We start from the raw sequence: 26,298 nt of genomic DNA, 5'->3' as shown, positions 1-26,298 counted from the left end.
CCTATTTCTCCAGTTCGGGGGCGTCCGCCTGCAACTCCCCCACCTCGGTCTTGAGGATCCGCATCGACCGGCCCAGGCCGCGGGCGGCGTCCGGAAGCTTCTTCGACCCGAACAGCACCACGAGCACCACCGCGATGATCGCCCAGTGGCTCGGGCTCAGCGCCCCCACTACTGGGGCTCCTCACCGTCGGGGTACACGGCGTCCACCTCGACCTCGACGAGCCAGCCCGCGGCGGGCAGGCTCGCGACCTCGAGCGCGAACCGGCTGGGACGCGCGGAGTTCCGTTCCATCGGCGCGGCCGGTTCCGCGGTGCCGAGCGGGACCAGTTCGGTGTCACCGGTGCCGAGGTTGGTGTTCGCAAAGAACTGCCGGTAGGCGCGGTTCCAGCCGGCGTAGTCGGCGCGGTCGGTGCCGGGGGCGTTGTCGAGGAACACCCGCATGGTCACGACGTCCTCGAGCGTCAGCCCCTGTGCCTCGAGATTGTCGCGAATCCGCTTCAGCGCGTTGATTCCCTGCGCTTCGGTGATCGTGACTCCGGCCGGGAGTGCGCCGCCCGCGAACACGTCGGTGTCGATGTACGACTCGGGAGTGCCCTCGGGTGCGGCCTTGTTGGACGCGCCCGGGCCGATGCCGCTCGACTTGTAGACGGCGGTGCCGCCACCGATGGCCACACCCTGCGCGATCATCGGATTCGCCTCGCCGGCTTCGAGAACGGACTTCGACACGAAGGTGCTGCCGGGCGCTTCCGCCGCCGCCTCCTCGGAGGAGCACGACGTCGCCCCGGCGATCAGAGCGGACGCTGCGAGCGCGGCGGTCACGGCCTTGGTACGAAAAGACTTCACAGTTCACAACTCCTTGTTCGAGGGGAAGGTCAGGCTTCCTGGGCCACGCGCTCGTGGAGGTGGGTGACGACGTCGCGGGCGGACGTCAGGGCGCCGTGCTGCCACGCGATCGCGTTGGACAGGTGGTCGCCGGCGAAGTAGATCTTGTCGACGGGTTCGAGCAGCTTCTCGTATTCGGGAGTGGCCGCCCCGCCGTGCGAGCCGCCGCTGCCCGCCCAGTTGGCCCAGGCACTCTCGGAGTACTTGGTGCGCCGCCAGCTGCCCGAGAACGACGACGAGATGTCGCGGGTGTACTTTTCGCCGTGGATCTCCGAGCCCTCCGCGATCGCCTTGGCGAGCCGCTGGCGGTGCGTGAGGGACTCGAACGCTTCCTGCCGCTTGCCGCTGCTGTAGTAGGCGACGACCACACCCCGGTCGGAGTTGTAGTGGTCGTACGGAAACATGATCTGCGAGATGTCCTTGTCGGTGTTGGATGCGCCGCCGTAGATGCGGTCCTCCGTCTCCCACCACCGGCGCGAGTACTCGATGCCGAGCTTTCCGGACGACGACGGCTTGGCCGCCTTCAGCGCGGTGAGCACGTCGGCGGGCAGATTGTTCTGCAGTCGTCCGACGAGGTGCGGCGGGATGGTGCAGATCGCGTAGTCGGCGGTGATCGACTTCTTCGCGCCGCCGGCGGTGTATTCGACGGTGACGCCCTCGGACACGTTCTTCATCGACGTCACCTCGGCGCCGAAGACGATGTTGTCGGTGCCGATCCGGTCCTGGAACGCGTAGTAGATCCGGTCCATGCCGCCGACCGGGGTGAACATCATCATCGCCTGGTCGTAGCCGAAGTCGAAGCTGAAGTTGCGGCCGATGCCGCTGCGGATCACTTCCTGCATCGCGAACGGCTTCTTCTCGGTGCCGAAGTTCAGGCCGGCCCCGGGTTCGGAATCGTAACCGCGACGGGAGGATCCGAGGTAGCGGCCGTCGTCGGACAGGTCACCGAAGTCGCTGAGGAACTCCGACAGCGCGTCCTTGTCCTCCCGGCTCAGCACCTGGTCCAAGGCGCCCTGATCGGTGGCCTTCTTCAGCAGCTCCGACATGTAGCCGAACGTGTCGGCCTTCGCGGCCCGGTACGTGACGGACTGGCCCGACAGCGACGTGTCGCTCTGATAGTTCACGAACGTGTTGGCGTTCTGGTTTCCGAAACCCTGGATCTCGACGCCGAGTTCGCGGCAGTAGTCGAGCGTGATGTGGCTCTGCGGGATGCGGGTGGCGCCGACGTTGTAGAAGTGCCCCTCCGAGAACGTGCATTTCTGCGTCTCGCCGTTCAGGTCGGTCTCCTCGGTACCGCCCCGGGCGGTCCAGACGCGGCCACCGGGCCGGGTGCGAGCTTCGAGGACCGTCACCGTGTATCCGGCCTTCTGCAGTTCGAACGCCGAACACAGGCCGGCGGGGCCGCCGCCGAGCACGACCACGGAGTGGCTGCCCTTCACCTTCCCGATCAGGTCGCCGGCCGCGAGCGGCTGGAACGCGCGGGCGGGAGCGGCGGTCGACGGTGCGAGCCCGAGCGTCGACATCGCGCCGTACGCGAGTCCCGCGCCCCCGGTGGCCCCGAGGCCCTTCATGAAAGATCTACGTGTGAATGCCAATTCGCGCTCCCATTCTTGCGCCCGGCGACCCGGGTAACTTGTCCGGATTCATCCTGGGAGGAACGCGAGTCGGGAAGTTGTCGGCAGCGAAACAGTCTGAGGCCGGCGAGCGAGAACGGACGCGGGCCGTTCTCACTCCCGAAGCGGAGTTCGACCCGAAACCGAAACTTTTCGGCAACACGACCCGGCTAGTTTCACGCGCATGTCAGCCCTTTCCGACGCCATCGCGCGTTCGTTCGCCACCGGCGAGCCCGAACGTCAGGCCGTGTCGCCGCTGCGTGCGCTGGGCCGGCGGCAGTTGTCGGGCTTCGAGGTTCTCGCCCAGTCGGTGGCCACGACGGCTCCGGCGGTGTCGATGGTGGTCCTGCCCGTCACCATGTTCACCCACCAGATGCTGCTGAGCGGTCTGATCACGATCGTCGTCGCCACGGTGGTGGTGTCCCTGATCGCGGTGTGCGTCTCGCAGTTCACGCGACGCATGGCGGCCGCGGGCGGCCTCTACAGTTTCGTGTTCCAAGGCCTCGGCACGCGTGCCGCGCTGACCGCCGGGGTCGCCATGCTGACCAAGTACGTGGGCAGTGCGGTGATGACGCTGTACCACGGTGGCCAGGCCGTGATCGCGACGCTCGGCTTCTTCGGGCTGGAATTGCGCGAACCCGCCGAACGTCTCCTCGTGTACGCCGGGATCGCGATCGTGATCCTCGGCTGCCTGGTCCGCGGGGTGCGGTTCGCGGCCCTCGCCATCCTCGCCGTCGAATCGTGCTCGTTGCTGTTCATCGTCGGTCTGATGATCGTGACCGGTGCGGGCGGCCAGCACGCCGCCGTGCCGCCGTCCGATTCCGCGTACGGGCCACTGCTCATGACGCTGGCCGCGGTGTTCGCCCTGGCCGGCTTCGAGAGCGCCACGTTCTTCGGTCCGGAGGCCAAGCGCCCGCTCGCCACCGTCACCCGCACCGTGATGCTCACGCCGATGATCTGCGGCGGCCTGTTCATCTTCTCGGCGTGGGCCGCGTGGTCCGGTCGCACGGATACCCTGGTCAATGCGTATCTGCACGGCACCGGCACCGGGGTCGCCCCGGCCGTGGTGATCGCCCTGAACCTCGGGTTGAGCACGTCGTGGCTGGCGTCGGCGATGGCGTCGTCGAATGCCGCGTCGCGCCTGCTGTATTCGATGGGGATCGAACGAGTCGTGCCGCGTCTGTTCGCCCGGGTGCACCGGAGCTACCGCACCCCGTACGCGGCGCTGGCGGTCATCGTGTGCGCCGTGTGCGTCGGTGCCGCGACATTCGCCGTCGTCGGCAAATCGACCGGATTTTCTCACGTGCAGTTGATCGCCAGGACCGCGGTGGTCGCGGCGTACGTGCTGGTCGCCGTGGCGTCGGTGCGGTTCCTCAGCCGCATCGGGGAACACACCCCTCTCGTCCTGTCGGCGGGAGTCGCGGGCAGCGCCGCCGGCGGAATCGTCCTGGCCTACATGCTGTTCGTGAACGTGGCCCACGGCTTCGCGATGGTCCCCACCGTGGTGCTGACCCTGTTGCTGTCGGGTTCGGCGTGGCAGCTGTACCTGCGATGGCGCCACCCGGCGAGTCTGCGGTCGATGGGTGTGTTCGACACGGCGGAAACGGATGATGTGCTGCCGGGAGCCGGCGTGTTCGCCACGGACGCCGCCGGAAACCTCGCGTTGACGGCGGCTGGACGTACCCCCGGGTCCCGGTGATGGGCGCCCGAGCCGGGGAGATCGCGGGCCACGAACCACGCGCCGTGCAGAAGGCACTCGCCCTGCTCGAGGCCGTGGCTCAGCTCGGGTCCGGGGCGACCGCGCGAGACATCGCCGCACACGCGGGGATCCCCCAGGCCACGGCGTACCGGCTGCTCAATCTCCTGACCGCCGACGGCTATCTGGTGCGGATCGCCGACCTGTCCGGGTTCGCACTGGGCCGCAGGACCAGACAGCTCGCGGGGGCGGAGGCGGCACCGGACCCGGTCGACCACCACGCCGTGCTCGAGGAACTGCGGGGGCAGGTGCGTTTCGGGATCCATCTGGCGTCGTTCACCGGCGGCCGGGTGCGACTGATCGACCGGGACCCCGACCACGAACTCAGCGGCGAGAACACGATCGCCGCGCACCTACACGCGTCCGCCATCGGCAAGATCCTCCTCGCGTCCCGTCCGGACCTGGTGCCGCCGAGTCTGCGCCGGGTCACGTCGCGGACCGTCACCGACATCGCCGCGCTGCGGGGCGAACTCGACGCCGTCCGTCACACCGGCTCGGCCCGAGAGGTCGACGAGGTGCGGGTGGGCCGCAGCGCCGTCGCCGTCCCGGTGCACGATGCGCAGAACGCGGTGGTTGGATGCCTTGCGGCGATCGGCAAGACCGGACGCCTGGCCGTCGACGATCCCGAACTCACCGACCTCCTGCGATCGTGTGCGGCCCGGGTGAGCGGCCGGGTCCCTGCCTGAGGCCGGCACTCACCTCGAACCGGCGAGCATGTCCAGGATTTCGGCGCGCACCGCGCGACGCGACCAGCCGCCGAACCGCTTCTGCGCCGCCTCCCAGCGGTCCTCCCCCACGCGCTCGACTGCGAACGCGACGTGCCGGGGGTGTCGCAGCGACGCGATGTCCTGCCGGGCCCGGGCCCGGACCGACAACGCCAGCAGGGCGAGGCCCCGATCCTGGTCACCGGCAGCGAGTTCGAAGCACCCCACACCGGCCGCGACGGTTCCGGTGACCGGCAGATCCTGGTAGGCATCCTGTCCCAGCCTCGACAGCGCCGCCTCCGCGAGCTTCGGCACGAACTCCATCATCATCTCGGACCGGCCGTGCAGTACATGTGCGCACACCACCGACGCCGCCAGCATCATTCCGAACGGGTCGGCGTACGGCTCGGACAGCATCCGGGGATACACCATGTCCAGCGCCTCACGGTAACGGGCGAGCCCGCGTTCGACGTCGCCGTCCGCGAGATCGATTTCCGCGAGACTGCCGGTGGCGGCGGCCCGCCATTCGTCCGGCTGGTGGTCGTCGGTCCCGGTGCCCGCACCGCGATGCTCGAGTACCGTCTCGGCCAGAACCTTCCGGCCGGCCTCCACGTCACCGGCGGCGATCAGCGCGGAGGCCTGGAAGCCCCACAGCTGATCCGCCTCCTCCTGCGCACCCAGCTTCCGCATGCCCTCGACAGCATCCTGATAGTGCCGCACCGCGTCCCGGTACTCACCGGACTGGCTCTGCAGTGAACCGAGGAACTGCGACGCCATCGCCGTGCCCCACACGTCACCGATCGCCCCGCACAGTCCGGACACGGTCGTCGCATCCTTCATCGCGCCGCGGAAGTCGCCGAGGTTCTCCCGCATGCTGGCCCGCGCGGAGAGGGCGGCCGCGCGGGTCTCCGGATCCTCGGACCGCACGCCTTCCGCGACGATCCTCGCCAGCCGCCGACCCGAACCCAGCGACAGGATGAGCTGCACCGCGAACCCGGTGACCGACGGTAGGTCGGGGCGCTCCCGGAGCACGTGACGCAGCCGGATCCGGGCACGGGCGAGCGTGCGTGTCTGGCCACCGAACACCAGGTGCATCGCCGCGAGCAGGAAGGTGTACGCCACCAATTCCGAACCGACGTCCGTCAGGTCGGCGTCCGCCGTCGACCCGAGAATCCGCGGGGTCCAGTTCATCACTTCCGAGTGCGCACCCCGGATGGCCCACAGGCCGCCCAGCACCGGGAACACGGTCGCCACCGTCTCGGCGTCGTCGCGCTCGACCGCCCACCGCAGGACCGCGAGCAGGTTGTCGTGGTCGGCGTCGATGTCGTCCGCGAGCGCGACCTGGTCGGCGCGGCACCGGCGGAGCGCCTCGGACGCGAACTGGCTTGCCCAGACTCCTTGGCGAGCAAACACTTCCGTCCCCTCGCCGGCCGCCGCGAGCTGTTCCTCGCCATACTCGCGCACCGTCTCGAGCATGTAGTAGCGCAGCGTGTCCGACGTCTCCGATACGGACAGCAGGGATTGGTTGACGAGGCCCTCGACGGCGTCCACGACATCGTCGACGCCGTCCCACTCCGCGATCGTCCGGGCGGCGTCGAGGGTGAACCCGGCCGGGAACCGGCAGAGTCTGCGCAGCGCGATCTGCTGCTGCTCACCCAGAAGCTGCCAGCTCCAGTCGATGACGGCGTGCAGGGTGCGGTGCCGCTCGGGCGACGTCGGGTCGTGGGATCGCAGTAGCGCGAACCGATGCTCGAGCCGTCGGCCGATATCCTCGACACTCATGCTGCGCACCCGGGCGGCGGCCAGTTCGAGCGCGAGCGGGAGACCGTCGAGGGTGCGGCAGACGCTGCGCACCGTCTCCGGGTCGAGGCGCGCGGTGGGCCGCACGGCGCGAGCCCGCGCCGTGAACAGTTGCACGGCGGGCGCGTCCTCGTCGTCGATCGCGAGCGGCGGCAGCGGGTACACGGCCTCGGACGCGAGCATGAGGGGAGACCGACTGGTGGCGAGGACGGTCAGCTGGTCGCCGGCCGCCACCAGGTCGGCCACGACCTCGGAGCACGCGCCGATGACGTGCTCACAGTTGTCGAGGATCAGGAGCATCGGCCCCGCCGACAACGCTTCCCGGAGCCGTTCCCGCGCCGAATGGACGCGGCTGACGGTGAGCCGGCCCGGCGCGATGTCGACCTCGCTGAGCCCGAGTGTGCTGCTGATCGCCGCGACGACGTCCTCGCTGCTGCGCAGCGACGCGAGTTCCACCAGGGCCACGGACGTCCCCGTGGCTGCCCGCGCACCCAGTTCGTGCGCGAGTCGCGTCTTGCCGGCACCGCCGGGCCCGAGGATGGTCACCACGCGCGAGGACGTGAGCGACCGCTCGATCTCGGCGATGTCCGAATCGCGTCCCAGGAGGGCGTTGGGTGCCGCGCGGAGCCCGATCGCCGTCCGATCCGGCGACACGAGGAGCGGAGCCGCCACGGCACCGGGACGTCCGCCGCGCAGGATCTCGGTGTGCAGAGCGACGAGCGCGGGCGACGGATCGGCCCCCAACCGGGACACCATCCGCTTGCGGAAGGTCGCGAACACGTCCAGCGCCTCGTTGTCCCGCCCGAGCCCGGCGAGCGCCCGCATCAGGTGCGCGTGCCCCTGCTCGTCCAGAGGTTCGGCGGCGACGTGGGCCAGCGCCTTCGGGAGGGCGGCGTCCCAGTCTTCGACCGCCACCAGCGCCGCCAGTTCCGCGGCCTCGAGTTGCCCCCGGACCCCTGCGGCATCGGCGGCGAGTTCCGTTGCGGCGGCACCGCCCGGAAGGTCCGCGCCCGGGTCGCCCCGCCACAACGCGAGGGCATCGCGGATCTCGTCCGGCCCGACGCTGCGACCGTTCCCCCGGCCCTGCAGCCGGCGTACCACGTCCTCCGCGCGCGCCAGATCGACGGCATCCCTGGGCACCGCCAGCCGGTACCCGGCCGGGCCGATCTCCAGCGCTCCGTCCGGCAACGCCGCGCGCAGACGGGAGACCTGCGTGTGCAACGCATTCATCGGGGACCGCGGCGGATCCTCGCCCCACACCTCGTCGATGAGGGCCTGCGCCGACCGGCTCCGGCCGGGATCGCGGGCGAGAGCGACCAGCAGGCTGCGCGCGCGGGTGCCGGGCAGCGGCGCGAGCACGCCCGATCGCCACGTCGATATTTCACCCAACAACGCGACCTGGATCGGTGTGCTTGCCGGTGCCACTCTCTCGTCCACGCTCATGTGCTGGTCCACCGCGTTCGATGGTATTGCACGGCGTGGGTGCGGGCGTCTTCTCGCACGGTGCAAAGATCGGTGCATGGCAACGGCTGCTCAATGGATCGAAGGCGCTCGTCCGCGCACCCTCCCGAACGCGATCGCCCCGGTGCTCGTGGGCACCGGCGCCGCGGCGTCGCTCGGCGGCGCGGTGTGGTGGAAGGCAGTACTGGCACTGGTGGTCTCTCTCGCGTTGATCGTGGGCGTCAACTTCGCCAACGACTACTCGGACGGGATCCGCGGCACCGACGACGAGCGGGTGGGCCCGCTGCGGCTCGTCGGGTCCAAGCTGGTGAAACCGTCGGCGGTGAAGGCTGCGGCCATCGCCTGCTTCGCCGTCGCCGCGGTGGCCGGTCTGGCCCTCGCCGCCACCACCGCGTGGTGGCTCGTGCTCATCGGCGCCCTCTGCATCGTGGGCGCCTGGTTCTACACCGGCGGCAAGAAGCCGTACGGGTACAGCGGGTTCGGCGAGGTCGCCGTCTTCGTGTTCTTCGGTCTCGTCGCCGTGCTGGGCACCCAGTACGTGCAGGCCGAGACGGTGGACTGGGCCGGTCTCGTGTCCGCGATCGCCGTCGGTTCGTTCTCGAGCGCGGTTCTCGTCGCCAACAATCTGCGGGACATTCCCACCGACACCGAGTCCGGCAAGCGCACGCTCGCCGTCCGGCTCGGCGACTCGCGTACCCGAATCCTGCATCTCGTCACGCTGACGGTCCCGTTCGTCGTGACGCTGGTCCTGGTGCTGCGCACCCCCTGGTCGCTCGTCGGACTGCTCGCGCTGCCTCTCGCGGTCCGGGCGAACGCGCCGGTCCGCTCCGGCGGCCTGGGCCTCGCACTGATTCCGGCGCTTCGGGATTCGGGGCTGGCGATGCTGATCTGGGGCGCCGCCACCGCCGTGGCCCTCTCGGTCGCCTGAGCGGCCGCCCGGTCAGTCGCCGTCCGGGAGGACGATGCCGAGGATGAAGTTGACGATCGAGATGATCAGGCCTCCCCACACGGCGGTCCAGAAGCCGTCGACGGTCAGGCCGTAATCGGTCTGGGAGCTCAGCCATGCGGTGAGCAGCAGCATCAGGGCATTGATCACCAGGGTGAACAGGCCGAGCGTCAGGATCAGCAACGGCAGCGACAGCAGCTTCACCAGTGGTTTGACGAAGATGTTGACGACGGTGAACACCGCCGCGATGCCGAGCAGCACCACGATGTCCCATCCGGTTCCGTTGCCCGAACTGGAGATGTCGATGCCCGACACCCAGGCTGCCGCCAGCCAGATCGCGAACGCGTTGATGACGAGGCGTACCAAGAAGGTCATGGGTGCATGCTGGCACACCGTTCGGACAAACGGGAACCGGATAACCCGGGACCGGACGGTCAGGCGGCGCGGTCGTCGAGTGCCGCGTGCACGCGACGGCGGAGTTCGCCGACACCGACCTGGACCTCGAGGATCTCCCGTGTCGTGCCGTCGGCCACTCGCAGCACTCCGAGGAAGATGTGCTCGGCGCCGATGTGATCGTCCTTGCGCGCCAGCGCCTCCCGCAGTGACAGTTCGATCGCCTTCTTGGCGTCGCGGGTGAACCCGATGTGCCCCGACTTCCGGCCGAACCACCCGCGCTTCTCCGACGGCTCTTCGGGATCGAGGACGCCCTTGCCGAAGTTCTGCTCGACGCTCTGACGCACCGCGTCGAGGTCGATGCCGATCGATTCGAGCGCTTCCGCGTCGGCGTCGCTCAACGCCGTGCCGCGCGTCGCGACGGTCGATCGCGACTTCTCCTCCTCGATGCCGGCGTCGGCGAGGATGCCGTGGACGGGTTCGGTTTGCACGGACAGCAGCGCGAGTACGAGGTGTTCGGGCCCGATCTGGGGCGACTTCAGTACGCGCGCTTCCTGTTGCGCGCCGATCACCACGGCCCGAGCGTCCGTCGAGAATCGTTCGAACATGCGCCGTTACCTCCCTCTCCGATTGTGCTTCTGATGAACGGCCTGCCTGCTCACCTCGAGGGAATCGGCGATCGCCTGCCAGGACCAGCCCTGGGCGCGGGCGTTGGCGACCTGGATGGCCTCGAGCCGTTCGAGGAGACGCCGCAGCGCACGCACGGCCCGCAGCCCCTCGGCGGGGTCGGGGCTGCCCGCGGCTGCGGCGAGCGTGGTTGCTTCGGTCATGCATGTCAATTTAGATTGACACCGACCGGGTGTCAACCCTCCTTGACAGATCTCGGGGGCCGTCAGTACGCGGCGACCGCCCCGTCGACAGCGATCTGCAGTTCCTTCTGCACGACGTGGGCGATGTCCATCGGCTTCGCCGGGAGGTCGAACAGCGGTTCCCCGACGAAGACGCTGGCCGACTTCACGTTCTCGGGGTCGGGCCCGTGGGCGTCCGGCCCGTAACTGAGGCCGATGGACAGCAGGACGGGTGAGACTCCGCGATCCGCCGCACGTTTCGCGATGTGACCGATGCCGCTGTTGATGTGCTGCAGGCGGGTCGGGTCGTCCTCGTTGCACGTGCCCTCGGGGAAGATTGCCAGGTTGTCACCGCGACACAGCCGTTCGGCGGAGATGTCCATCATGAGCCGGCCCGCGTCGGCGACCGCCCGGAGTCCGTAGTTCTTGCTGCGGAACACCGGGATGCCGCCCATCATGTCGACCTTCTTGTGCAGGTCGGGGTCGACGAACAATTCATCCTTGGCGAGCACCCGGGTGCGTCCGATCGCGCGGCGCAACGGCGTGTTCCATGCCGTGGCCGCAAGCGTGTACTGATCGCTGTGGGTGATGTGATTGGTGGCGACGATCAGCACCCTGCCGGACTTCACCAGCCCCGCCAGCTGCGCCTTCGCGTCGTTCGCGTACACGACCCGCGGCCGGTACTTCGCATACAGCGACGCGTACGCCAGCTTGGCGAGCATTCGATTCTGCTGATGGTCGCGGTAGTACGCGTACACCGCTTCGTAGTTCTCGAGAGTTACCTCGGGCTTGTCCATCCTCGTCCCCGCTCCGTCGTCCTATCGCCAGGCTACCAACCTACGGTTGCGTAGCCTACGGTGGAGTAAGTTTTGGGAAAGTGCAGGGAAACTGTGCGAACAGCACGATTTCGGGTACAAAAGACCTGTGATCCGCCCGGCCATTTCCACCGACCTGCCCGTTCTGCAAGACATCGAAATCGCGGCGGGTGCGCCGTTTCGTGACATCGGAATGGACGCCGTCGCCGACGATCCCCCGTTCACACTCGACGAGTTGACCGAATACCTCCAGCTGGAATGCATTTGGGTTGCGGTCGACGCAGACGATGCCCCGGTCGCATACGCACTCGTCGCCGTGGTCGACGGGGCCGCCCACATCGAGCAGGTGTCGGTCCACCCCGGCCACGCCCGCCAAGGGCTCGGCGCCCTGCTCCTCGACGAGATCTCGTCGTGGGCGGCCGTCCGCGGACTGCCCGCCCTCACCCTCACCACGTTCGTCGACGTCCCGTGGAACGCCCCCTACTACGAGCGGCTGGGTTTCCGCCCCTTGCCCGAAGACACCCTGACCCCGGGTCTGTCGCGCATCCGCGCCGACGAGGCCAGGCACGGCCTCGCCGCATGGCCGCGGGTCACGATGTCCCGCCCGGTGACGGCGCCGGTGCGGACCGCCGCGACCGCGCCTCAGCCGGGCTGACCGGGCCACTCCCCGGTCGCCGCGAAGCGGTCGAGCACCGCGGCCGGACCGGTGAGGTCGATACCCTCCCCGGCCACCCAGTCGTCGTCGAAGTAGGTGTCCGCGTAGCGTTCGCCGCCGTCGCACAGGATCGTGACCACACTGCCGGACCGTCCGGCCGCGAGCATCTCCGCGACGACGGTGAACGCACCCCACAGGTTCGTGCCCGTGGAGCCGCCGACCCGGCGGCCCAGCACCGAACTGGCGTGCCGAGCGGTCGCGATGGACGCGGCGTCGGGCACCCGCATCATCCGGTCGATGACCTGCCCGACGAACGACGGCTCCACCCGCGGCCTGCCGATGCCCTCGATGCGCGAGGGCATCCCCGTCGCGTAGTCGCAGGAGTTGGTGTCGTAGCCGCCGAAGAACGCCGAGTTCTCCGGATCCACCACGAGCAGCCGGGTCGCGTGTCTGCGGTAGCGGATGTACCGGCCCAGCGTCGCGCTGGTGCCGCCGGTGCCGGCGCTCATGACGAGCCACTCCGGCACCGGGTGCTCTTCACGAATCATCTGGTGGTAGATCGACTCGGCGATGTTGTTGTTGCCCCGCCAGTCGGTGGCCCGCTCCGCATGCGTGAACTGGTCCATGAAGTGACCGCCCGTTTCCGCGGCGAGCCGTCGGGCCTCGCTGTAGATCTCCGGCGGCCGGTCGATGAAGTGGCAGCGACCGCCCTGCGCCTCGATGAGGGCGATCTTCGCGCTGCTCGTGCTGCGCGGCATGACGGCCACGAAGTCGAGTCCGAGCATCTTCGCGAAGTACGCCTCGCTGACGGCCGTGGACCCCGAGGACGCCTCGATGACCGTCGTCCCCTCGGTGATCCATCCGTTGCAGATCGCGTAGAGGAACAGCGACCGGGCCAGGCGATGCTTGAGGCTGCCCGTGATGTGGGTCGACTCGTCCTTCAGATAGAGCTGCACACCCCATTCGACGGGCAGCGGGTACCGCAGCAGGTGTGTGTCGGCGCTGCGCTGCGCGTCGGCGTCGATGAGGCGGACGGCGTTGTCCACCCAGTCACGCGGAAAGCTCCGGTCGATGACGACGCAGTCGCCGTCCGTCACCGGGACGTGCCCTCACCGCGGAGCCTGGCACGCAGGTCGGCCTGGTCGGCGCGACGCTGCGCGTCGAACGCGGCGATCCCCTCGTTGACCCGCCGGCGGAGTTTCGCGAACAGCAGCAGCGACAGCGGGAGGGCGATGAGGACCGCGAAGATGGCCGCGACGAGCAGCGGCACGGCGACTCCGACGAGTGCGGCCACCCCGAGGATGATGGCACCGATGACGACGACCAGCAGTAGCCGGGCGATCGAATAGATCGCGACGTCGCGCGCCAGCTGCCCCTTGGTCACCCGCCCGTCCGGCTTCGCCGGTGCGCTCGAATCGGCTGCGACGGGGCGCTCGACCTGGTCTTCTGGCTTCTCGGATGACTCACTCACGCCCCCAGGTTACCCATCGCCGAGGCCACCCCTCACACGTCCGACTTATCCGATTTGTCTATTACCTCCCCTTTACCAACATTAGATCGTTCGAGTACCCGGGGTGCCAGATGTCACGATGACCGAGTTCAGTCGCAACAGCGGCCGGCTTCAGCACAGACCAGTCGAAAGCAGTGGAGGACCGTCGATGAGCGCACCCACCTACAACGGACCCGGATTCAGCGGATCCAACGAAGCCCTCATGACCCCGGGCCAGGTGGCTGCCCTGTTCCATGTCGACCCGAAGACCGTGACGCGATGGGCGCACGCGGGCCGGCTCGGATCGCTGCGCACCCCCGGCGGGCACCGCCGCTTCCGCGAGGCCGAGGTCATGCAGCTGCTCCGCTCCCTCACCACGGAGGCGGGCCGACCCTGACGCTGGGCGGGCCGACCCTGACGCTGGGCGGGCCGACCCTGACGCTGGGCGGGCGGCCGTAGGGCTGACCGCGACCGCACTACCCGGGACGCACTGCGACCGGGTAGATGCCCTCTGCCGCCGACGCGGCTACGCTCAGGGATACCGGCTACCCTCGAGCGGTGTAAGGAGGTGCGCGGTGATCTATCTGTTGGCACTCATCGGGCTCGTGACAGTGGCGGTCCTGCTCTGGAAGGCATTCGGCCCGAACACCAGGCCCGTGCTCAGCAATCGGGTGCAGGGACCCGACGACGATCCGGATTTCCTCTGGAAGGTGGATCGGGAGACCCGTCGGAAGAAGTCCGACGAACCCGAGGCCGGTCCGGCGGACCCCGCCGGGTGAGCCGAAGCCGGGGTGCCGGTCGATCCGGCACCCTCGGCGTCATTGCCTCAGCGACGATCCTGTAGCGCGAAACTGGACGCCGGGAAGTCCGACGCCACCGCGGCCGCCAGTTCGAGAAGAGCGGTGCGCGTCTTGGGACGCAGCCGCTCGAGTTCGATCTCGGCGCCCTCTTCGAGGTGCGGATCGAACGGAATCAGCCGGACCAGGCGGCACCGCTGCTCGAAGTGCTCGACGACCTTCGGCAGATCCACCTTGCCCGACCGTGGTCGGACCGCGTTCACGACGGCCACCGACCGGGACACGAGTTCGCGGTATCCGTGGGCGTCGAGCCAGTCGAGGGTCGCGGAGGCGCTGCGGGCGCCGTCGACGGAGCCCGAGCTGACCACCACGAGCGCGTCGGCCTCTTCGAGGATGGTCTGCATGGCGGAATGCATCAGTCCGGTGCCGCAGTCGGTGAGGACGATGCTGTAGAACTTCTCGAGCATCGTGACGGTCCGCGAGTAGTCGTCCGCGCTGAACGCCTCCGACACCGCCGGGTCGCTGTCGGACGCGAGCACCTCGAGCCGGTGCCGGCTCTGCGACGTGTAACTGCGGACGTCGCTGTACTTTTCGATGCTCTGCTCGTCGCGCAGCAGATTGCGCACTGTGGCCGGGGTCTCGAGGGGAATCTTCTGACTGAGCGTGCCCCGGTCGGGGTTGGCGTCGACGGCGATGACGCGGTCGCCGCGCAGTGACGCGAACGTGGAGCCGAGGGTCGCGGTGGTGGTGGTCTTGCCCACTCCGCCCTTGAGGCTCAGCAGCGCGATCTTGTAGCACCCCTGCAGCGGCTGGTTGACCTGCTTGGTCAGCTCGATCCGACGCTGTTCCTTCGCGCTGTTGCCGACGTTGATGTAGCGGCCGGACAGTTGGTACAGCGCCTTGCGCCACCCCGTGGTGGGGGCCGGCTTGACCTGCTTGAGGAGCAGCGACGTCGACAGGTCACGCGCCGACACCGCGTACTGCTGATCGGCATTCGTGTTGTTCGGGCGGGGATGCTGGGGCGCGTGCTGGACCGGCGCCTGCTGCGGCGGCGTGAACGTTCCCTGAGCGGGCGCCTGCTGGGGAGCCGGAGTCTGCTGCGGGGCCGGGGCCTGCTGAGGGGCCGGGGCCTGCTGCGGGACGGGAGCGGTAGCCGGGGCCTGGGTCTGCGGCCGCGCGGGTGCGGCGGAGGGGGCCTGGGCACCGGGCTGCGCGAACGGGTTGGGACCCTGCGGCTGAACGTACGGGGCCTGCCGCGCGGCGTTCCACGCGGCGGCCGATGCGTGGTCGTCCCCGGGCGGATTCGATGCAGGCCGTACCGGCTCCCACATGCCGGCGTTGTTTTCGGACATGGCTGAACATCCCCCTCGTGAAGTCTCCATCGTCTCCACCGAATCACACCGGTCGGAGACGTCGCGGCGGAAGGATATCAGTCGGTGACTACCGTCAGTTGAGGCCCGCGTACGAGTGCAATCCCGACACCACCATGTTGATGATGAACAGGTTGAACAGCATCGCGACGAAGCCCGCCACGTTGATCCATGCAGCCTTGGTGTCGCGCCAGCCCGACGTCGCGCGGGCGTGGAGGTAGGCGGCGTAGATCACCCAGGCGATGAACGACACCGTCTCCTTGGGGTCCCAGCCCCAGAATCGGCCCCAGGCGGCCTCGGCCCAGATGGCGCCGAGGATGACACCCGCGCCGAACAGCGGGAACCCGATGATGGTGGTCTTGTACGCCAGCCGGTCCAGGGTCTGCGCGTCGGGCAGCCGCTCCGCGATCCGCGCGAACACGCCCGTTCCCTCCTCGCCGCGCGGGTACCGCATGCGCAGCAGGAACAGCAGGCTCGCGATGCCCGACACCAGGAACACACCGGAACCGACGCTCACGATGGTGACGTGGATGGGCAGCCAGTACGACCGCAGTGCGGGCACCACGGGCGCCGCGTCCGCGTACAGCACGGTGGCGGCGAGGAACATCAGGATCAGGACGGGGACGAGCAGGAACACCCACATCGACCGGTACGCCGGCTTCGACAGGAGTGCGAGACCGACGACGAGTGCGGCCGCGCAGGCCATCGTCACGAACTCGTACATGTTGCCGAGCGGGAACCGTGCGGTGGCGAATCCGCGCAGCACGATCGACGCGAAGATCAGCACCGTGCCGACGACCAGCACGGCCGCGCCCATGCCGCCGAAGCGCTCGGCCATGGGCTTCTTCGGCTGCTCGACCACTCGGCCGGGAACCGACGGCGCATCGGCCGGACGGGCGCCGGAGCCTGCCGACACGAGTTCCCGGTCCTGCACGGCCTGCGCCCGGCTGGACGCGTACTGCACGATGAGCAGCACGAGTGCCAGCACCAGAACGGTGAAGGCTGATCGGAAGGCCCAGTCGCTGTACTGCGCCAGTGTCTCGTTGGTCGTCATCGTTGGCTCTCCTGCGCGTCAGGCTTCGTGTCGTCCGTGAGCAGACGGGTGCAGAGTCGGCCGAACTCGTCGCCCCAGCCGGCCTGATCGGTCCGGGCGAGTCCACCAAGCTCTACTACAGTACGTCGTGGGTCAAGATCGGAAGCGTCCGCGGGGTAGATGCGGGCCCAGACGCGACGACGCTTGACCAGCAGCGAGACGAGCAATCCGGCCATCATCGTCAGCGCCGACACCAGCACCCACTGCTGCGCCGGGTCGTGCGAGACCTGCAGGTTCACGAAGTCCACCGCACCGTCGAACCGCACCTGGGTGCCGTCAGCCAGCGTCGAACTCTCCCCCGGTTTCAGATTCACCCGGTCCTGCTTCACGAGCCGGCCCTGATTGATCAGTTCGGTGTTCAGCGAGAACAACGACTGCGGATTGCCTGTGTCGAGGCCGGTGTCGCCCTTGTAGATGTCGATGGCCACGGCCGGGTCGTTCATGGCCGGGTAGCTCGACGCCAGCAGATTGCCGTGGAACAGCGCGGTCGGGGCGAACAGTCCCTCGATCGCGATCTGATTCTTCCGGCGCTCGTCGGTGTCCGTGTACATGCCGCCGGGCGGGTCGAACCGCATCGCGCCGCTGCTGAGGAACGTCGTCGCGTCGTCGGGCCGCCACTGCAGCGTCTCGGTGCGGGTTTCCCCGTTCGGGAACGTGACGGTGAACGTCGGCGCGTACCCGTGCCCCTGCAGGTAGACGCGGTCACCGTCGACGCGCAGCGGGTGATTGACCTGCAACTGTCCGTCCCGCCACGTGTTCGTCTCGAGGTCGTCGCCGGCCTGGTAGGCGATGTTGGATGTGAACATCTCGGCCTGACCGCTGTCGAGGTAGTCGGCCGCGAAGTCCTTGACCTTGACGCACAGCGGCGTCATGCCGGTGCCGTCCTGCGTGTTGCCCGCCTTGAACGAGTCGAAGACCGCGGGCGACGTGGTGCAGAAGCCGGGACCGTTGTTGGCGACCACGATGACGTTGCCCTCGTAGCCGAACAGCTTGCCGACGGCGATCGCGACGAGCAGCGCCACGAGCGACAGGTGGAAGACCAGGTTGCCGAGCTCGCGGAAGTAGCCCTTCTCCGCGGAGATGGTGATCTCGCCGTCGTGCGCGGCGCGCTCCCCTCCCGCGCGGGTCTCGACCCGCCACCCTTTCAGGTGGGTGCGGATGCGGGCGGCGAGTTCCTCCGGTGTCTCGTCGACGCGGTCCTCGTGGTGGTGCGGAAGTCGCGCGAGGTTCCGGGGGGCAGGCACCGGACGGGTGCGCAGCGCCTTGGCGTGGTCGACGCAGCGCGGCAGGATGCAGCCGACGAGGGAGATGAAGAGCAGGACGTAGATCGCGGTGAACCAGAAGCTGCCGAACACGTCGAACAGCTCGAGCTTGTCCATCCACGGTCCGAGGGTCGGCCGGTTCGAGATGTATTCGTCGACCTTGCCCGCGTTGAGGCTGCGCTGTGGGAGCAGAGCGCCGGGAATGGCCGCGAGGGCAAGCAGGAACAGCAGCACCAGCGCGGTGCGCATCGATGTGAGGCCACGCCAGGTGTTGCGGACGACCGCGAACGCGCGGCCGGGCAGCGATTGGCGGGGCACCGGTGTGGCTTCCGGGGCCTCGGGGGTCTGGGTGTCGCTCATATCGGCAGAGTCACTTCCGAGATAAAGGCGTCGCGAACCCAGCCGACGAACTGGTCCCACGCGCCGGTGACGAGGGCGATACCCACGGCCACCAGCATGATTCCGCCGAAGATTTGAATGGTCCGCGCGTTCCGGCGCAGCCAGCCGACACCGCGCAGCGCGCGGGACGAGCCGAGCGCCAGGATCACGAACGGCAGCCCAAGGCCGAGGCAGTACGCGACGATCAGGGCCACTCCGCGGGCGGCGGTGGCACCGTCGGTGCCTGCGGCCAGGGAGATGACACCCGCCAGGGTGGGGCCGAGGCACGGGGTCCAGCCCAGCGCGAACACGGCACCGAGCAGCGGGGCCCCGGCCAGGCTGGAGATGCGGCGCGGCTCGAGCCTCGTGTCGCGCTGCAGGGCCGGGATCAGGCCGATGAACACCAGGCCCATGGCGATGGTGACCACCCCGCCGACCCGCATCAGGATGTCGCGGTTGATCGCGAGCGCCGAGATGGCGCCGAACACGGACGCGGTGGCCAGCACGAACACCACGGTGAAACCGGCGACGAACAGGGCCGCGGCGCCCGCGACCCGCAGCCGACCGTCGGCGACCGTCTTCGTGCGGGTGGCCGCCTCCTCCGCGGTGACGGCCGGGGCGTCCGCGCCGACCACACCCGCGAGGTAGGACAGGTATCCGGGAACGAGGGGCACGACGCACGGCGACGCGAACGACACCAGACCGGCGAGGACGCACGCACCGAGCGCGAGCAGCAGCGGTCCTGATGCCGCGGTGGACTGGAAGGCGTCGCCGACGCCTCCGGCGAGAAGGGTAGTGCTGGTGCTCACGATTCCTGCGCCACCCGTTCGACCACCGGCTTCAGGTCCTCGGCGAGCAGTTCCTTCAGGAACACCGCGGCCACGCGGTGGTCCCGGTCGAGCACGATCGTGGTGGGGATGACGCTCGTGGGGTAGTTCTGCCCCAGCGCGATCATCGTCCGCATGGCGGGGTCGTAGATCGACGGATACGACACCTTGTTGTCGATCACGAAGTCCTGCGCCTTGTCCTGCTGGTTGTCCCGCACGTTGATCCCGAGGAACGACACTCCCTGATCCTTGGTCTCCTCGTACACCTGCTCGAGGTCGTTGGCCTCACCCCGGCACGGGCCGCACCACTGCCCCCACACGTTGAGTACCACGACCTGCCCCTCGAAATCGTCGAGCGAGGTGGTCTTGCCCTCGGTCATCAGGTCGGGTCCGGACACCGTGCCGATGGTGCCGCGGTCGGCAGGCGGGTCGTAGAAGATCTCGGTCTGCCCGCCCGGCGACACGAAGTCGAAGGTGCCGCCCTGGGCCACGGCGTCGTCGCCGGACGCACACGCCGACAGCGACACCGCGGCCGTACAGATCACCGCGAGAAGCCCGGCGAAGCGCCCCCGACTCATGCCCCGGTCACCCTCGGATCCGACGCGCCCGCGGGCTCCGAGTACACGATGTCGATGAGGGTATCGCCCTCGTAGACGAGGGAGGTCAGCGACGCGAGACCGCACTGACGGTGCCGCGGGTCGTGCCACAGCCGCTCCCCCTGCAGGAATCGGCGGAGGGTCCAGACGGGGAGTTGGTGGCTGACGACGACGGCCTCGTGGCCCACCGCCGACACGCGGGCGCTGTTGACGGCGGCCAGCATGCGGTGCGCGATCTGCAGGTACGGCTCGCCCCACGACGGGGTGAACGGGTCGCGCAGTTTCCACCAGTGCCGGGGACGGGACAGCGCGCCGTCGCCGACGGACACCTTGAGGCCCTCGAATTCGTTGCCTGCCTCGATGAGGTTCTCGTCGGTCGCGATCTCGACGCCGTGCGCGTCGGCGATCGGAACCGCCGTCTCCTGCGCGCGCTGCAGCGGCGAGGACACCACGTGGGTGATGTCGTGCTTGGCCAGCACCGACGCCACCGCGCGGGCCTGCGCCTCACCCGTCACCGACAGCCGGAACCCGGGGAGCCTGCCGTAGAGGATTCCTCGCGGGTTGTGCACCTCGCCGTGCCGGAGCACGTGCACGATGGTGCGGGTCTGTGTGTGGTCGGGATGATCGGCTTCGGTCACGTTGCGGTTCCTCGGGTCGGGACGGGAGGGCGGGTGGGTGTCGGCGGCAAGGCTGCCGGCCGCGAGGGGGGAGGACACGTCAGGGCTGGACGGCCGCGGCGGCGGCCTTCGCGGCGTGCGGCAGGGCGTCGGCGATGATCGAGAAGGCTCTGTCGTCCATGGCGGCGGAGACGAACCACGCCTCGAACGCGCTCGGCGGCGGGTACACACCGCGTGAGAGAAGCCCGTGGAAGAACGCCGGGAAGCGCCAGGTCTGGGCGGCCTTGGCCTCGGCGTAGTTGGTCACCGGGTCCTCGCTGAAGAACACGCTGAGCATCGTGCCTGCGGTCTGCACCCGGTGCGGCACACTCTCGGCGGTCAGCGCGTCGGACAGCAGGGTCCGCAGGGTGGCGCTGTTGCGCTCGAGTGCGTCGTACACGGCCAGGTCCGCGGCGCGCAGGCTGGCGAGCCCGGCGGCGACGGCGACGGGGTTCCCGGACAGGGTGCCCGCCTGGTAGACGGGTCCGGCCGGGGCGAGATGGGCCATGACGTCGGCGCGGCCACCGAATGCGGCGGCGGGCAGACCGCCGCTCATCACCTTGCCGAACGTGTAGAGGTCACCGGCGACGCCGTCGAGCCCGAACCAACCGGCGGAGCTGACGCGGAACCCGGTCATCACCTCGTCCATGATGAGCAGGGCGCCGTTGTCGCTGGTCAGCTTCCGCAGGCCCTCGTTGAATCCGGGCTGCGGCGCCACTGCGCCCATGTTGCCGGCGGCGGCCTCGGTGATGACGCACGCGATCTGGCCCTCGTTCGCGGCGAAGGCCTGGACGACGGCGTCGAGGTCGTTGTAGGGAACGACGATGGTGTCCTCGGCCTGCGCGCCCGTCACGCCGGGCGATGTCGGGAGGCCGAAGGTGGCGAGCCCCGAGCCGGCGTCGGCCAGCAGCGCGTCGACGTGTCCGTGGTAGCAGCCGGAGAACTTGAGGACCTTGGTTCGGCCGGTGAATCCGCGGGCCAGGCGGACGGCGCTCATGGTGGCTTCGGTGCCGGAGTTGACCAGGCGCACCTTCTCCACCGGCGCAACCCGGCCGACGATCTCCTCGGCCAGTTCGATCTCGCCCTCGGTGGGCGCGCCGAACGACAGGCCGGTGGCGGCCGCCTTCTGCACTGCCTCGACGACGGCGGGGTGCGCGTGACCGAGGATCATCGGTCCCCAGGAGCAGATGAGGTCGACGTAGTCGTTGCCGTCGACGTCGGTGAGCGTGTAGCCGGACGCTTCCTTGATGAACCGCGGGGTGCCGCCGACCGAGTGGAAGGCTCGCACCGGGGAGTTGACGCCGCCGGGAATGACCAGATCAGCCCTCTCGAAGAGCTGGGCGGAGCGGGATGCGTGCACGTCGGGGTCACCGGAGGAAACAGTCACGGCCTCCAGTGTCCCAGTTCTGTCGAATTTGCCAACGACAGGGTGTAGTGGGTGGCCAGGATCACTCTGGCCGATCCGTCGCGCCGGGTGGTTCCGGGACGAGCGAGGCGAACATCGCCCGCATCTCCTCGGACAGTTTCAGCAGTTCCACGTATCCGCCGAGCGGGCCGCCCTCGAGGTACGCGAACTCCATCCCGACGCCCTCGAACCGGCCCCGCTGCACCACCGGCAGTCCTCGACGTCCGGCTTCGGCGAGGGTGGCCTCGAAGTCGTCGGGGACCCAGGCCACGTGATGGACGCCGGGACCGGTGGTCTCCAGCTGTTCCGTGTAGAGGTTGCGTCCCGACACCGGCTGGATCAGCTCGAGCTGCTGTCCGCCGGCGTATCCGAGGGACACGTGGACCACGTAGTCGGCGGGCTGCCCGCGGTACGTGCAGTGCTCGGGTCCGAAGTGCACTTCCGGGAGCCGCAACCATCGCGCGACGCCGAGCTGCTCGGTGAAGTACCGCTCGGCAGCCTCGATGTCGTCGACGACCCAGCAGATCTGGAAGATCGGGCCGGCGACGAGGCTCACGCCATCTTCCCGTTGTCCACCGAGTACACGGCTCCGTGGATGGCGGACGCGTCGTCGGATGCGAGGAAGGCCACCGTCTTCGCCACGTCCTCGGGTTCCATCAGCCCTCTCGGGGAGGCCGACTTCAGGACGAGCTCGAAATCGACGCCGTCGGGGAACGCGAAATTCGTGACCTGCGGTGTCATCATCCCGCCCGGGCAGACGGCGTTGATCCGCAGCGGTGTGCCGGTGAACTCGAGTGCCATCGCGCGGGTGAGACCCACCAGTCCGTGCTTGGCGGCGCAGTAGCCGGCCGAGTACGCCTGCCCCTGCAGTCCGGCGACGGATGCGACGTTGACGATGTTGCCTCCGCGGTCGAGCAGATGCGGCAGCGCTGCCCGCGACAGGTAGAACGGCCCGTTCAGGTTCACGGCGAGATCGTGTGCCCAGTCCTCGTCCGTGACGTCCGCGGTGTGCCGGAGGGTGTGCGAACCGGCAACGTTGATCAGGACGTCGAGACCGCCGAGCCCGGCGACGCAGGCTGCCACGGCCGCGCTGCACGCTTCCGGCGACGCCACGTCCGCCGGTGCACAGCGCCCCGCGGCCTCCGGCCCGGCGATCTCGATCATGGCCTGCCGCAGCGCATCCCCGTCCCGTGCGACCCCGAAGACGAGGGCTCCCCGGTCGGTGAGGAGCCGGGCCACGGCGTGCCCGAGCCCCGAGGAGGCCCCGGTGACGAGAGCGACTTTCCCTGCGAACGTTCCCCGATCCGTGTCATCCATCAGTCGATGATGCACTGCGTGCCGATCGGAGGTTCACAGATTGCCGCGCGCCGCCTGCTCACGCTCGATGGATTCGAACAGGGCCTGAAAGTTGCCCGCCCCGAATCCGAGCGAACCGTGCCGTTCGATCAGCTCGAAGAACACGGTCGGCCGGTCGCCGAGCGGCTTGGTGAAGATCTGCAGGAGGTATCCGTCCTCGTCGCGGTCGACGAGGATTCCGCGCTTCTGCAGTTCCTCCACCGGCACCCGGACCCTCCCGATCCGGGCACGCAACCGCGGGTCCTCGTAGTACGCGTCGGGTGTGTTCAGGAATTCGACGCCCTCGGCCCGCAGCGCGTCCACCGTCGCGAGGATGTCCCCGGTCGCGAGGGCCAGATGCTGGCAGCCCGGCTCACCGTAGAACTCGAGATATTCGTCGATCTGCGACTTCTTCTTTCCCACCGCGGGTTCGTTGAGCGGGAACTTCACCCGGTGGTTGCCGTTCGCCACGACCTTCGACATCAGCGCCGAGTACTCCGTGGCGATGTCGTCGCCGACGAATTCGGCCATGTTCGTGAATCCCATGACGCGGTTGTAGAACCGGACCCAGTGATCCATCCGGCCCATCTCGACGTTGCCGACGGCGTGGTCGAGCGCCTGGAACAACCGCGGGGGTTTACCCGGTCGCGCCGCGAAACCGCTGGAGCGCGCGACGAATCCGGGGAGGTAGGGGCCGTCGTACCGGCTGCGGTCGACGATGGTGTGCCGGGTGCTGCCGTACGTGGCGATCGCCGCGAGCCGCACGGTGCCGAACTGATCCGTGACGTCGCGCGGCTCCTCGAGAATGGCGGCCCCCTGCGAGCGGGCGTGCGCGATGCAGCGGTCGACGTCGAGCACTTCCATCGCCAGGTCCACGACGCCGTCGCCGTGCGCCCGGTGATGGTCCGCGAGCGGGCTCTTCGGATCGACGGCGCCGTGCAGCACGAACCGTGCCGACCCCGACTCGAGGACGAAGGACTTGTGCGAGCGCTGACCGGTCTCCGGCCCGGCGTAGGCGACGAGGGTCATGCCCCAGGTGGAGACGAAGTACTGCATGCTCTGCGTCGCGTTGCCGCACGCGAATACCACGGCATCCATCGCGACCACGGGAAACGGATCCGACGCGTCGTCGTGTTCGACGAGCCCGACCAATTGCCGGAGCTCGTCGGTCTCCAGATGTGCGGCCACCTCGCGGGGCGTCAGGCGAATGTCGGCGATAGTCATATCTCACTGTGATCCAGCACACATCACTGCGCAACGGTGCCTCTTGACGCTGTTCAATCTGTACAGAATGCTGGACGAAAAGACGGTTGGACCCTACATATTGACCAGGGACGCCATGAGTATCGATCAACTCGACGCCACACTGCTCGACCTGCTCCACGCCGAGCCGAAGGTCGGGGTGCTCGAGGCGTCGAGACGCCTGGGAGTGGCGCGTGGCACCGTTCAGGCGCGTCTCGACCGGCTCGAACGCACCGGCGTGATCACCAGTTCGGCACCGACCCTCGACCCGGAGGCACTGGGGTTTCCGGTGGTCGCGTTCGCCACCCTGGAGATCGCCCAGGGCAACGGGCACGCCGCGGTCGTCGAGCATCTGACCGCCATCCCCGAAGTTCTCGAAGCGCACACGATTACCGGAGCCGGCGACGTCCTGGTCCGCGTGGTGGCGCGCACCCACGCCGACCTGCAGCGGGTGATCAACTCGATCGTGGACGGGCACAACGTTCTTCGCTCGTCGACCGTCATCGCGACGCAGACCCAGATCGCCCTGCGTCACGAGCAACTCGTCCGCGCGGCGGTCCCTCCGCCCACGGTCAGCGGTCCTCGGGACTCAGCTCGTCCAACAGTGAATTGAGCACGGAGCAGGCGTCGTCGAACCGGTCGTGGCCGACGATGCCGCCCCAGTGGTGCTCGATCTCGGCGACCCGTACGGCGGCGTCCTGCAGCGCCTGCCGTCCCCGCGCGGTCGGGACGACCAGTTTCGCCCGCCTGTCCCGCGTGTCCGGAACCCGCTCGACGTACCCGAGGTCCTCGAGATCGTTGATCAGTTCGGACGCGGCGGACAGACTCAGTTCGGCCCGGGAGGCGATCTCCGTCAACCGCCGGCCCTCCCAACCGATGTTGCCGAAGATCTGCAGATGCGGCGGGCGGATGTCGCCGTAACCGCGTTCCGCCATGGGCTCGCTCAACTCCCGGCGGAACTCGTGCAGCAAACGAACCAGCAACTGCCCCACCGCAGGGCGATCGGACGGCAGACCTCTTGACCGTTCCATGACACAGGAGAATACTACGGTTACCGAAGTTTCGGTTTCCGAAGCATTACTCGACACAGCACCTGGGGCATCCCATGGACACACAATCGATCACCCGGACCGTCCCGACGAGCGTCGGGAACCTCGCCGTCCACGTCACCGGTAGCGGACCGCCGACCGTGCTGTGGCACAGCCTTTTCGTCGACTCGACGACGTGGGCACCCCTGCGCAGCCATCTGGTCGCGCACCGGCAGTTGATCTCGATCGACGGACCCGGCCACGGAGCGAGCACCGCCGTACCGCGCCGGTTCACGATGGAGGAGTGCGCGGAGGCGGCGATCACCGTCCTCGACGTACTCGGCGTCACCGAGCCCGCCGACTGGGTGGGCAACGCCTGGGGTGGACACGTCGGGCTCGTCGCGGCCGCCGACACTCCCGACCTGTGCCGCACCGTGGTCACCATCGGGACACCGACCCAAGCCCTCACCCGCAGGGAACGCGCCAGGATCGTGCCGATGGTGTGGGCCTACCGCATCGCCGGGCCGATTCCACCGCTCACGAATGCGGTGATGAACGTCCTTCTCGGCACCGAGCTTTCACGAACGCAGCCGCAACAGTTCCAGGCCGTCTCCCGGACCTTCCGGCAGGCACCACGCCGCGGCATGCACCAGGCGATGCAGTCGATCATGCTGCACCGCAAGGGCCTCGGCCCTCTCCTCCCCCGGATCGGAGCGCCGACGCTGATGGTCGTCCCCCGCGCAGACACGATGATCTCCCTCGAGCAGGCACGGGCCGCCGCGGCGACGATGCCGCACGCCGCAGCCACCACGGTGGACGGCGCCGGCCACATCACACCATTGATCGCCGACCCGGCCGCACTCGCCGACCTGATCACCGCGTTCTGGCGCGACCCCGTGGGATATCTCGCGATGATCAGCACCTCGGCCTGACTCGACTGGTCCACG

At 68.8% G+C, this 26,298-nt stretch carries 29 protein-coding genes; 8 read left to right on the top strand and 21 right to left on the bottom strand.

Going from position 1 to position 26,298, the window contains the following annotated elements:
- Position 1: 1 nt before the first annotated feature.
- The 3 genes from tatA to QM841_RS04265 are packed head-to-tail and all read right to left on the bottom strand — an operon-like array spanning position 2 to position 2,453.
- Complete coding sequence (gene tatA, locus QM841_RS04275) at positions 2 to 169, bottom strand: Sec-independent protein translocase subunit TatA (RefSeq protein ID WP_005252050.1); 168 nt, start codon at positions 167 to 169, stop codon at positions 2 to 4.
- Positions 169 to 843 carry a Rid family hydrolase gene (locus QM841_RS04270; protein ID WP_283331036.1) on the bottom strand — a complete coding sequence of 225 codons (675 nt, stop codon included), beginning with the start codon at positions 841 to 843 and terminating at the stop codon, positions 169 to 171. The genes tatA and QM841_RS04270 overlap by 1 nt, the downstream gene beginning before the upstream one ends.
- A gap of 29 nt (positions 844 to 872) precedes the next feature.
- On the bottom strand, positions 873 to 2,453 hold the full coding sequence (locus tag QM841_RS04265) for a flavin monoamine oxidase family protein (protein ID WP_283331035.1): 1,581 nt from the start codon (positions 2,451 to 2,453) through the stop codon (positions 873 to 875).
- A 226-nt stretch (positions 2,454 to 2,679) separates the two neighbouring features.
- Here QM841_RS04265 and QM841_RS04260 point away from each other — a divergent pair, with 226 nt between their 5' ends.
- Both QM841_RS04260 and QM841_RS04255 read left to right on the top strand, forming a co-directional pair.
- Complete coding sequence (locus QM841_RS04260) at positions 2,680 to 4,194, top strand: APC family permease (protein WP_283331034.1); 1,515 nt, start codon at positions 2,680 to 2,682, stop codon at positions 4,192 to 4,194.
- Complete coding sequence (locus QM841_RS04255) at positions 4,194 to 4,937, top strand: IclR family transcriptional regulator (RefSeq protein WP_280779905.1); 744 nt, start codon at positions 4,194 to 4,196, stop codon at positions 4,935 to 4,937. The genes QM841_RS04260 and QM841_RS04255 overlap by 1 nt, the downstream gene beginning before the upstream one ends.
- Before the next feature lie 9 nt (positions 4,938 to 4,946).
- Here QM841_RS04255 and QM841_RS04250 read toward each other — a convergent pair whose 3' ends face one another.
- Positions 4,947 to 8,198 (bottom strand): AfsR/SARP family transcriptional regulator, encoded by a 3,252-nt coding sequence (locus tag QM841_RS04250; protein ID WP_283331032.1) that lies wholly within the window; start codon positions 8,196 to 8,198, stop codon positions 4,947 to 4,949.
- A 76-nt stretch (positions 8,199 to 8,274) separates the two neighbouring features.
- On the opposite strand from QM841_RS04250, the gene QM841_RS04245 reads away from it, so the two are divergent.
- The gene (locus QM841_RS04245; protein ID WP_280779903.1) at positions 8,275 to 9,144 is read left to right on the top strand and encodes a 1,4-dihydroxy-2-naphthoate polyprenyltransferase; all 870 of its coding nucleotides are present in this window, start codon (positions 8,275 to 8,277) and stop codon (positions 9,142 to 9,144) included.
- Between the two features lie 12 nt (positions 9,145 to 9,156).
- Here QM841_RS04245 and QM841_RS04240 read toward each other — a convergent pair whose 3' ends face one another.
- The 4 genes from QM841_RS04240 to QM841_RS04225 all read right to left on the bottom strand — a co-directional run bounded on the left by QM841_RS04240 (position 9,157) and on the right by QM841_RS04225 (position 11,200).
- Complete coding sequence (locus QM841_RS04240; protein ID WP_009474702.1) at positions 9,157 to 9,537, bottom strand: phage holin family protein; 381 nt, start codon at positions 9,535 to 9,537, stop codon at positions 9,157 to 9,159.
- Positions 9,538 to 9,596: 59 nt separating this feature from the next.
- Positions 9,597 to 10,163, bottom strand: coding sequence for a Clp protease N-terminal domain-containing protein (locus tag QM841_RS04235; RefSeq protein ID WP_283331031.1), 567 nt, complete (start codon positions 10,161 to 10,163; stop codon positions 9,597 to 9,599).
- 6 nt (positions 10,164 to 10,169) lie between these two features.
- The gene (locus QM841_RS04230) at positions 10,170 to 10,385 is read right to left on the bottom strand and encodes a hypothetical protein (RefSeq protein ID WP_005258323.1); all 216 of its coding nucleotides are present in this window, start codon (positions 10,383 to 10,385) and stop codon (positions 10,170 to 10,172) included.
- Positions 10,386 to 10,447: 62 nt separating this feature from the next.
- On the bottom strand, positions 10,448 to 11,200 hold the full coding sequence (locus QM841_RS04225) for a lysophospholipid acyltransferase family protein (RefSeq protein ID WP_283331030.1): 753 nt from the start codon (positions 11,198 to 11,200) through the stop codon (positions 10,448 to 10,450).
- 127 nt (positions 11,201 to 11,327) lie between these two features.
- Here QM841_RS04225 and QM841_RS04220 point away from each other — a divergent pair, with 127 nt between their 5' ends.
- Entirely contained in the window at positions 11,328 to 11,873 is a 546-nt protein-coding gene (locus QM841_RS04220; protein ID WP_105415944.1) for a GNAT family N-acetyltransferase, read from the top strand.
- Here QM841_RS04220 and cds1 read toward each other — a convergent pair.
- Together cds1 and QM841_RS04210 are read right to left on the bottom strand one after the other, a co-directional pair.
- Complete coding sequence (gene cds1 / locus QM841_RS04215; RefSeq protein ID WP_283331029.1) at positions 11,861 to 12,970, bottom strand: L-cysteine desulfhydrase Cds1; 1,110 nt, start codon at positions 12,968 to 12,970, stop codon at positions 11,861 to 11,863. The genes QM841_RS04220 and cds1 overlap by 13 nt on opposite strands.
- Complete coding sequence (locus QM841_RS04210) at positions 12,967 to 13,344, bottom strand: DUF4229 domain-containing protein (RefSeq protein ID WP_009474707.1); 378 nt, start codon at positions 13,342 to 13,344, stop codon at positions 12,967 to 12,969. Before QM841_RS04210 ends, cds1 begins: the two co-directional genes overlap by 4 nt.
- A gap of 187 nt (positions 13,345 to 13,531) precedes the next feature.
- On the opposite strand from QM841_RS04210, the gene QM841_RS04205 reads away from it, so the two are divergent.
- Together QM841_RS04205 and QM841_RS04200 are read left to right on the top strand one after the other, a co-directional pair.
- Entirely contained in the window at positions 13,532 to 13,759 is a 228-nt protein-coding gene (locus QM841_RS04205) for a BldC family transcriptional regulator (RefSeq protein WP_005252019.1), read from the top strand.
- Positions 13,760 to 13,937: 178 nt separating this feature from the next.
- Positions 13,938 to 14,141 carry a hypothetical protein gene (locus QM841_RS04200; protein ID WP_009474708.1) on the top strand — a complete coding sequence of 68 codons (204 nt, stop codon included), beginning with the start codon at positions 13,938 to 13,940 and terminating at the stop codon, positions 14,139 to 14,141.
- A 47-nt stretch (positions 14,142 to 14,188) separates the two neighbouring features.
- Here the strand turns inward: QM841_RS04200 and QM841_RS04195 are convergent, their stop codons facing one another.
- The 10 genes from QM841_RS04195 to hppD form a co-directional block, all read right to left on the bottom strand.
- On the bottom strand, positions 14,189 to 15,511 hold the full coding sequence (locus QM841_RS04195; RefSeq protein WP_283331028.1) for a MinD/ParA family ATP-binding protein: 1,323 nt from the start codon (positions 15,509 to 15,511) through the stop codon (positions 14,189 to 14,191).
- A gap of 94 nt (positions 15,512 to 15,605) precedes the next feature.
- Positions 15,606 to 16,583 carry a c-type cytochrome biogenesis protein CcsB gene (ccsB, locus tag QM841_RS04190; RefSeq protein WP_283331027.1) on the bottom strand — a complete coding sequence of 326 codons (978 nt, stop codon included), beginning with the start codon at positions 16,581 to 16,583 and terminating at the stop codon, positions 15,606 to 15,608.
- Positions 16,580 to 18,244 carry a cytochrome c biogenesis protein ResB gene (gene resB / locus QM841_RS04185; RefSeq protein ID WP_283331026.1) on the bottom strand — a complete coding sequence of 555 codons (1,665 nt, stop codon included), beginning with the start codon at positions 18,242 to 18,244 and terminating at the stop codon, positions 16,580 to 16,582. Before resB ends, ccsB begins: the two co-directional genes overlap by 4 nt.
- Positions 18,241 to 19,071 (bottom strand): cytochrome c biogenesis CcdA family protein, encoded by an 831-nt coding sequence (locus QM841_RS04180; RefSeq protein ID WP_037233399.1) that lies wholly within the window; start codon positions 19,069 to 19,071, stop codon positions 18,241 to 18,243. The genes resB and QM841_RS04180 overlap by 4 nt, the downstream gene beginning before the upstream one ends.
- Positions 19,068 to 19,667, bottom strand: a complete 600-nt coding sequence (locus QM841_RS04175) for a TlpA disulfide reductase family protein (RefSeq protein WP_005258349.1) — start codon at positions 19,665 to 19,667, stop codon at positions 19,068 to 19,070. Before QM841_RS04175 ends, QM841_RS04180 begins: the two co-directional genes overlap by 4 nt.
- Positions 19,664 to 20,323, bottom strand: coding sequence for a histidine phosphatase family protein (locus QM841_RS04170; RefSeq protein WP_005566498.1), 660 nt, complete (start codon positions 20,321 to 20,323; stop codon positions 19,664 to 19,666). The genes QM841_RS04175 and QM841_RS04170 overlap by 4 nt, the downstream gene beginning before the upstream one ends.
- A gap of 79 nt (positions 20,324 to 20,402) precedes the next feature.
- On the bottom strand, positions 20,403 to 21,728 hold the full coding sequence (gene hemL, locus QM841_RS04165) for a glutamate-1-semialdehyde 2,1-aminomutase (RefSeq protein ID WP_283331025.1): 1,326 nt from the start codon (positions 21,726 to 21,728) through the stop codon (positions 20,403 to 20,405).
- Between the two features lie 61 nt (positions 21,729 to 21,789).
- Positions 21,790 to 22,302: a VOC family protein gene (locus QM841_RS04160; RefSeq protein WP_283331024.1), complete on the bottom strand. Its 513-nt coding sequence runs from the start codon at positions 22,300 to 22,302 to the stop codon at positions 21,790 to 21,792.
- Positions 22,299 to 23,063: an SDR family NAD(P)-dependent oxidoreductase gene (locus QM841_RS04155; RefSeq protein WP_283331023.1), complete on the bottom strand. Its 765-nt coding sequence runs from the start codon at positions 23,061 to 23,063 to the stop codon at positions 22,299 to 22,301. Before QM841_RS04155 ends, QM841_RS04160 begins: the two co-directional genes overlap by 4 nt.
- A 33-nt stretch (positions 23,064 to 23,096) precedes the next feature.
- On the bottom strand, positions 23,097 to 24,305 hold the full coding sequence (gene hppD / locus QM841_RS04150) for a 4-hydroxyphenylpyruvate dioxygenase (RefSeq protein ID WP_283331022.1): 1,209 nt from the start codon (positions 24,303 to 24,305) through the stop codon (positions 23,097 to 23,099).
- 115 nt (positions 24,306 to 24,420) lie between these two features.
- Between hppD and QM841_RS04145 the strand changes: the two genes are divergently transcribed.
- Positions 24,421 to 24,936, top strand: coding sequence for an Lrp/AsnC family transcriptional regulator (locus QM841_RS04145; protein WP_283331021.1), 516 nt, complete (start codon positions 24,421 to 24,423; stop codon positions 24,934 to 24,936).
- Here QM841_RS04145 and QM841_RS04140 read toward each other — a convergent pair.
- On the bottom strand, positions 24,896 to 25,354 hold the full coding sequence (locus QM841_RS04140) for a MarR family winged helix-turn-helix transcriptional regulator (RefSeq protein WP_280779891.1): 459 nt from the start codon (positions 25,352 to 25,354) through the stop codon (positions 24,896 to 24,898). The two genes, QM841_RS04145 and QM841_RS04140, sit on opposite strands and share 41 nt — an antisense overlap.
- 74 nt (positions 25,355 to 25,428) lie before the next feature.
- Here QM841_RS04140 and QM841_RS04135 point away from each other — a divergent pair, with 74 nt between their 5' ends.
- Entirely contained in the window at positions 25,429 to 26,283 is an 855-nt protein-coding gene (locus QM841_RS04135) for an alpha/beta fold hydrolase (RefSeq protein WP_283331020.1), read from the top strand.
- Positions 26,284 to 26,298 lie beyond the last annotated feature (15 nt).

This window comes from Rhodococcus sp. IEGM 1307 (assembly GCF_030056915.1).
GTDB lineage: Bacteria > Actinomycetota > Actinomycetes > Mycobacteriales > Mycobacteriaceae > Rhodococcus_F > Rhodococcus_F opacus_D.
This window is presented reverse-complemented; position numbering and strand designations above follow the sequence as displayed.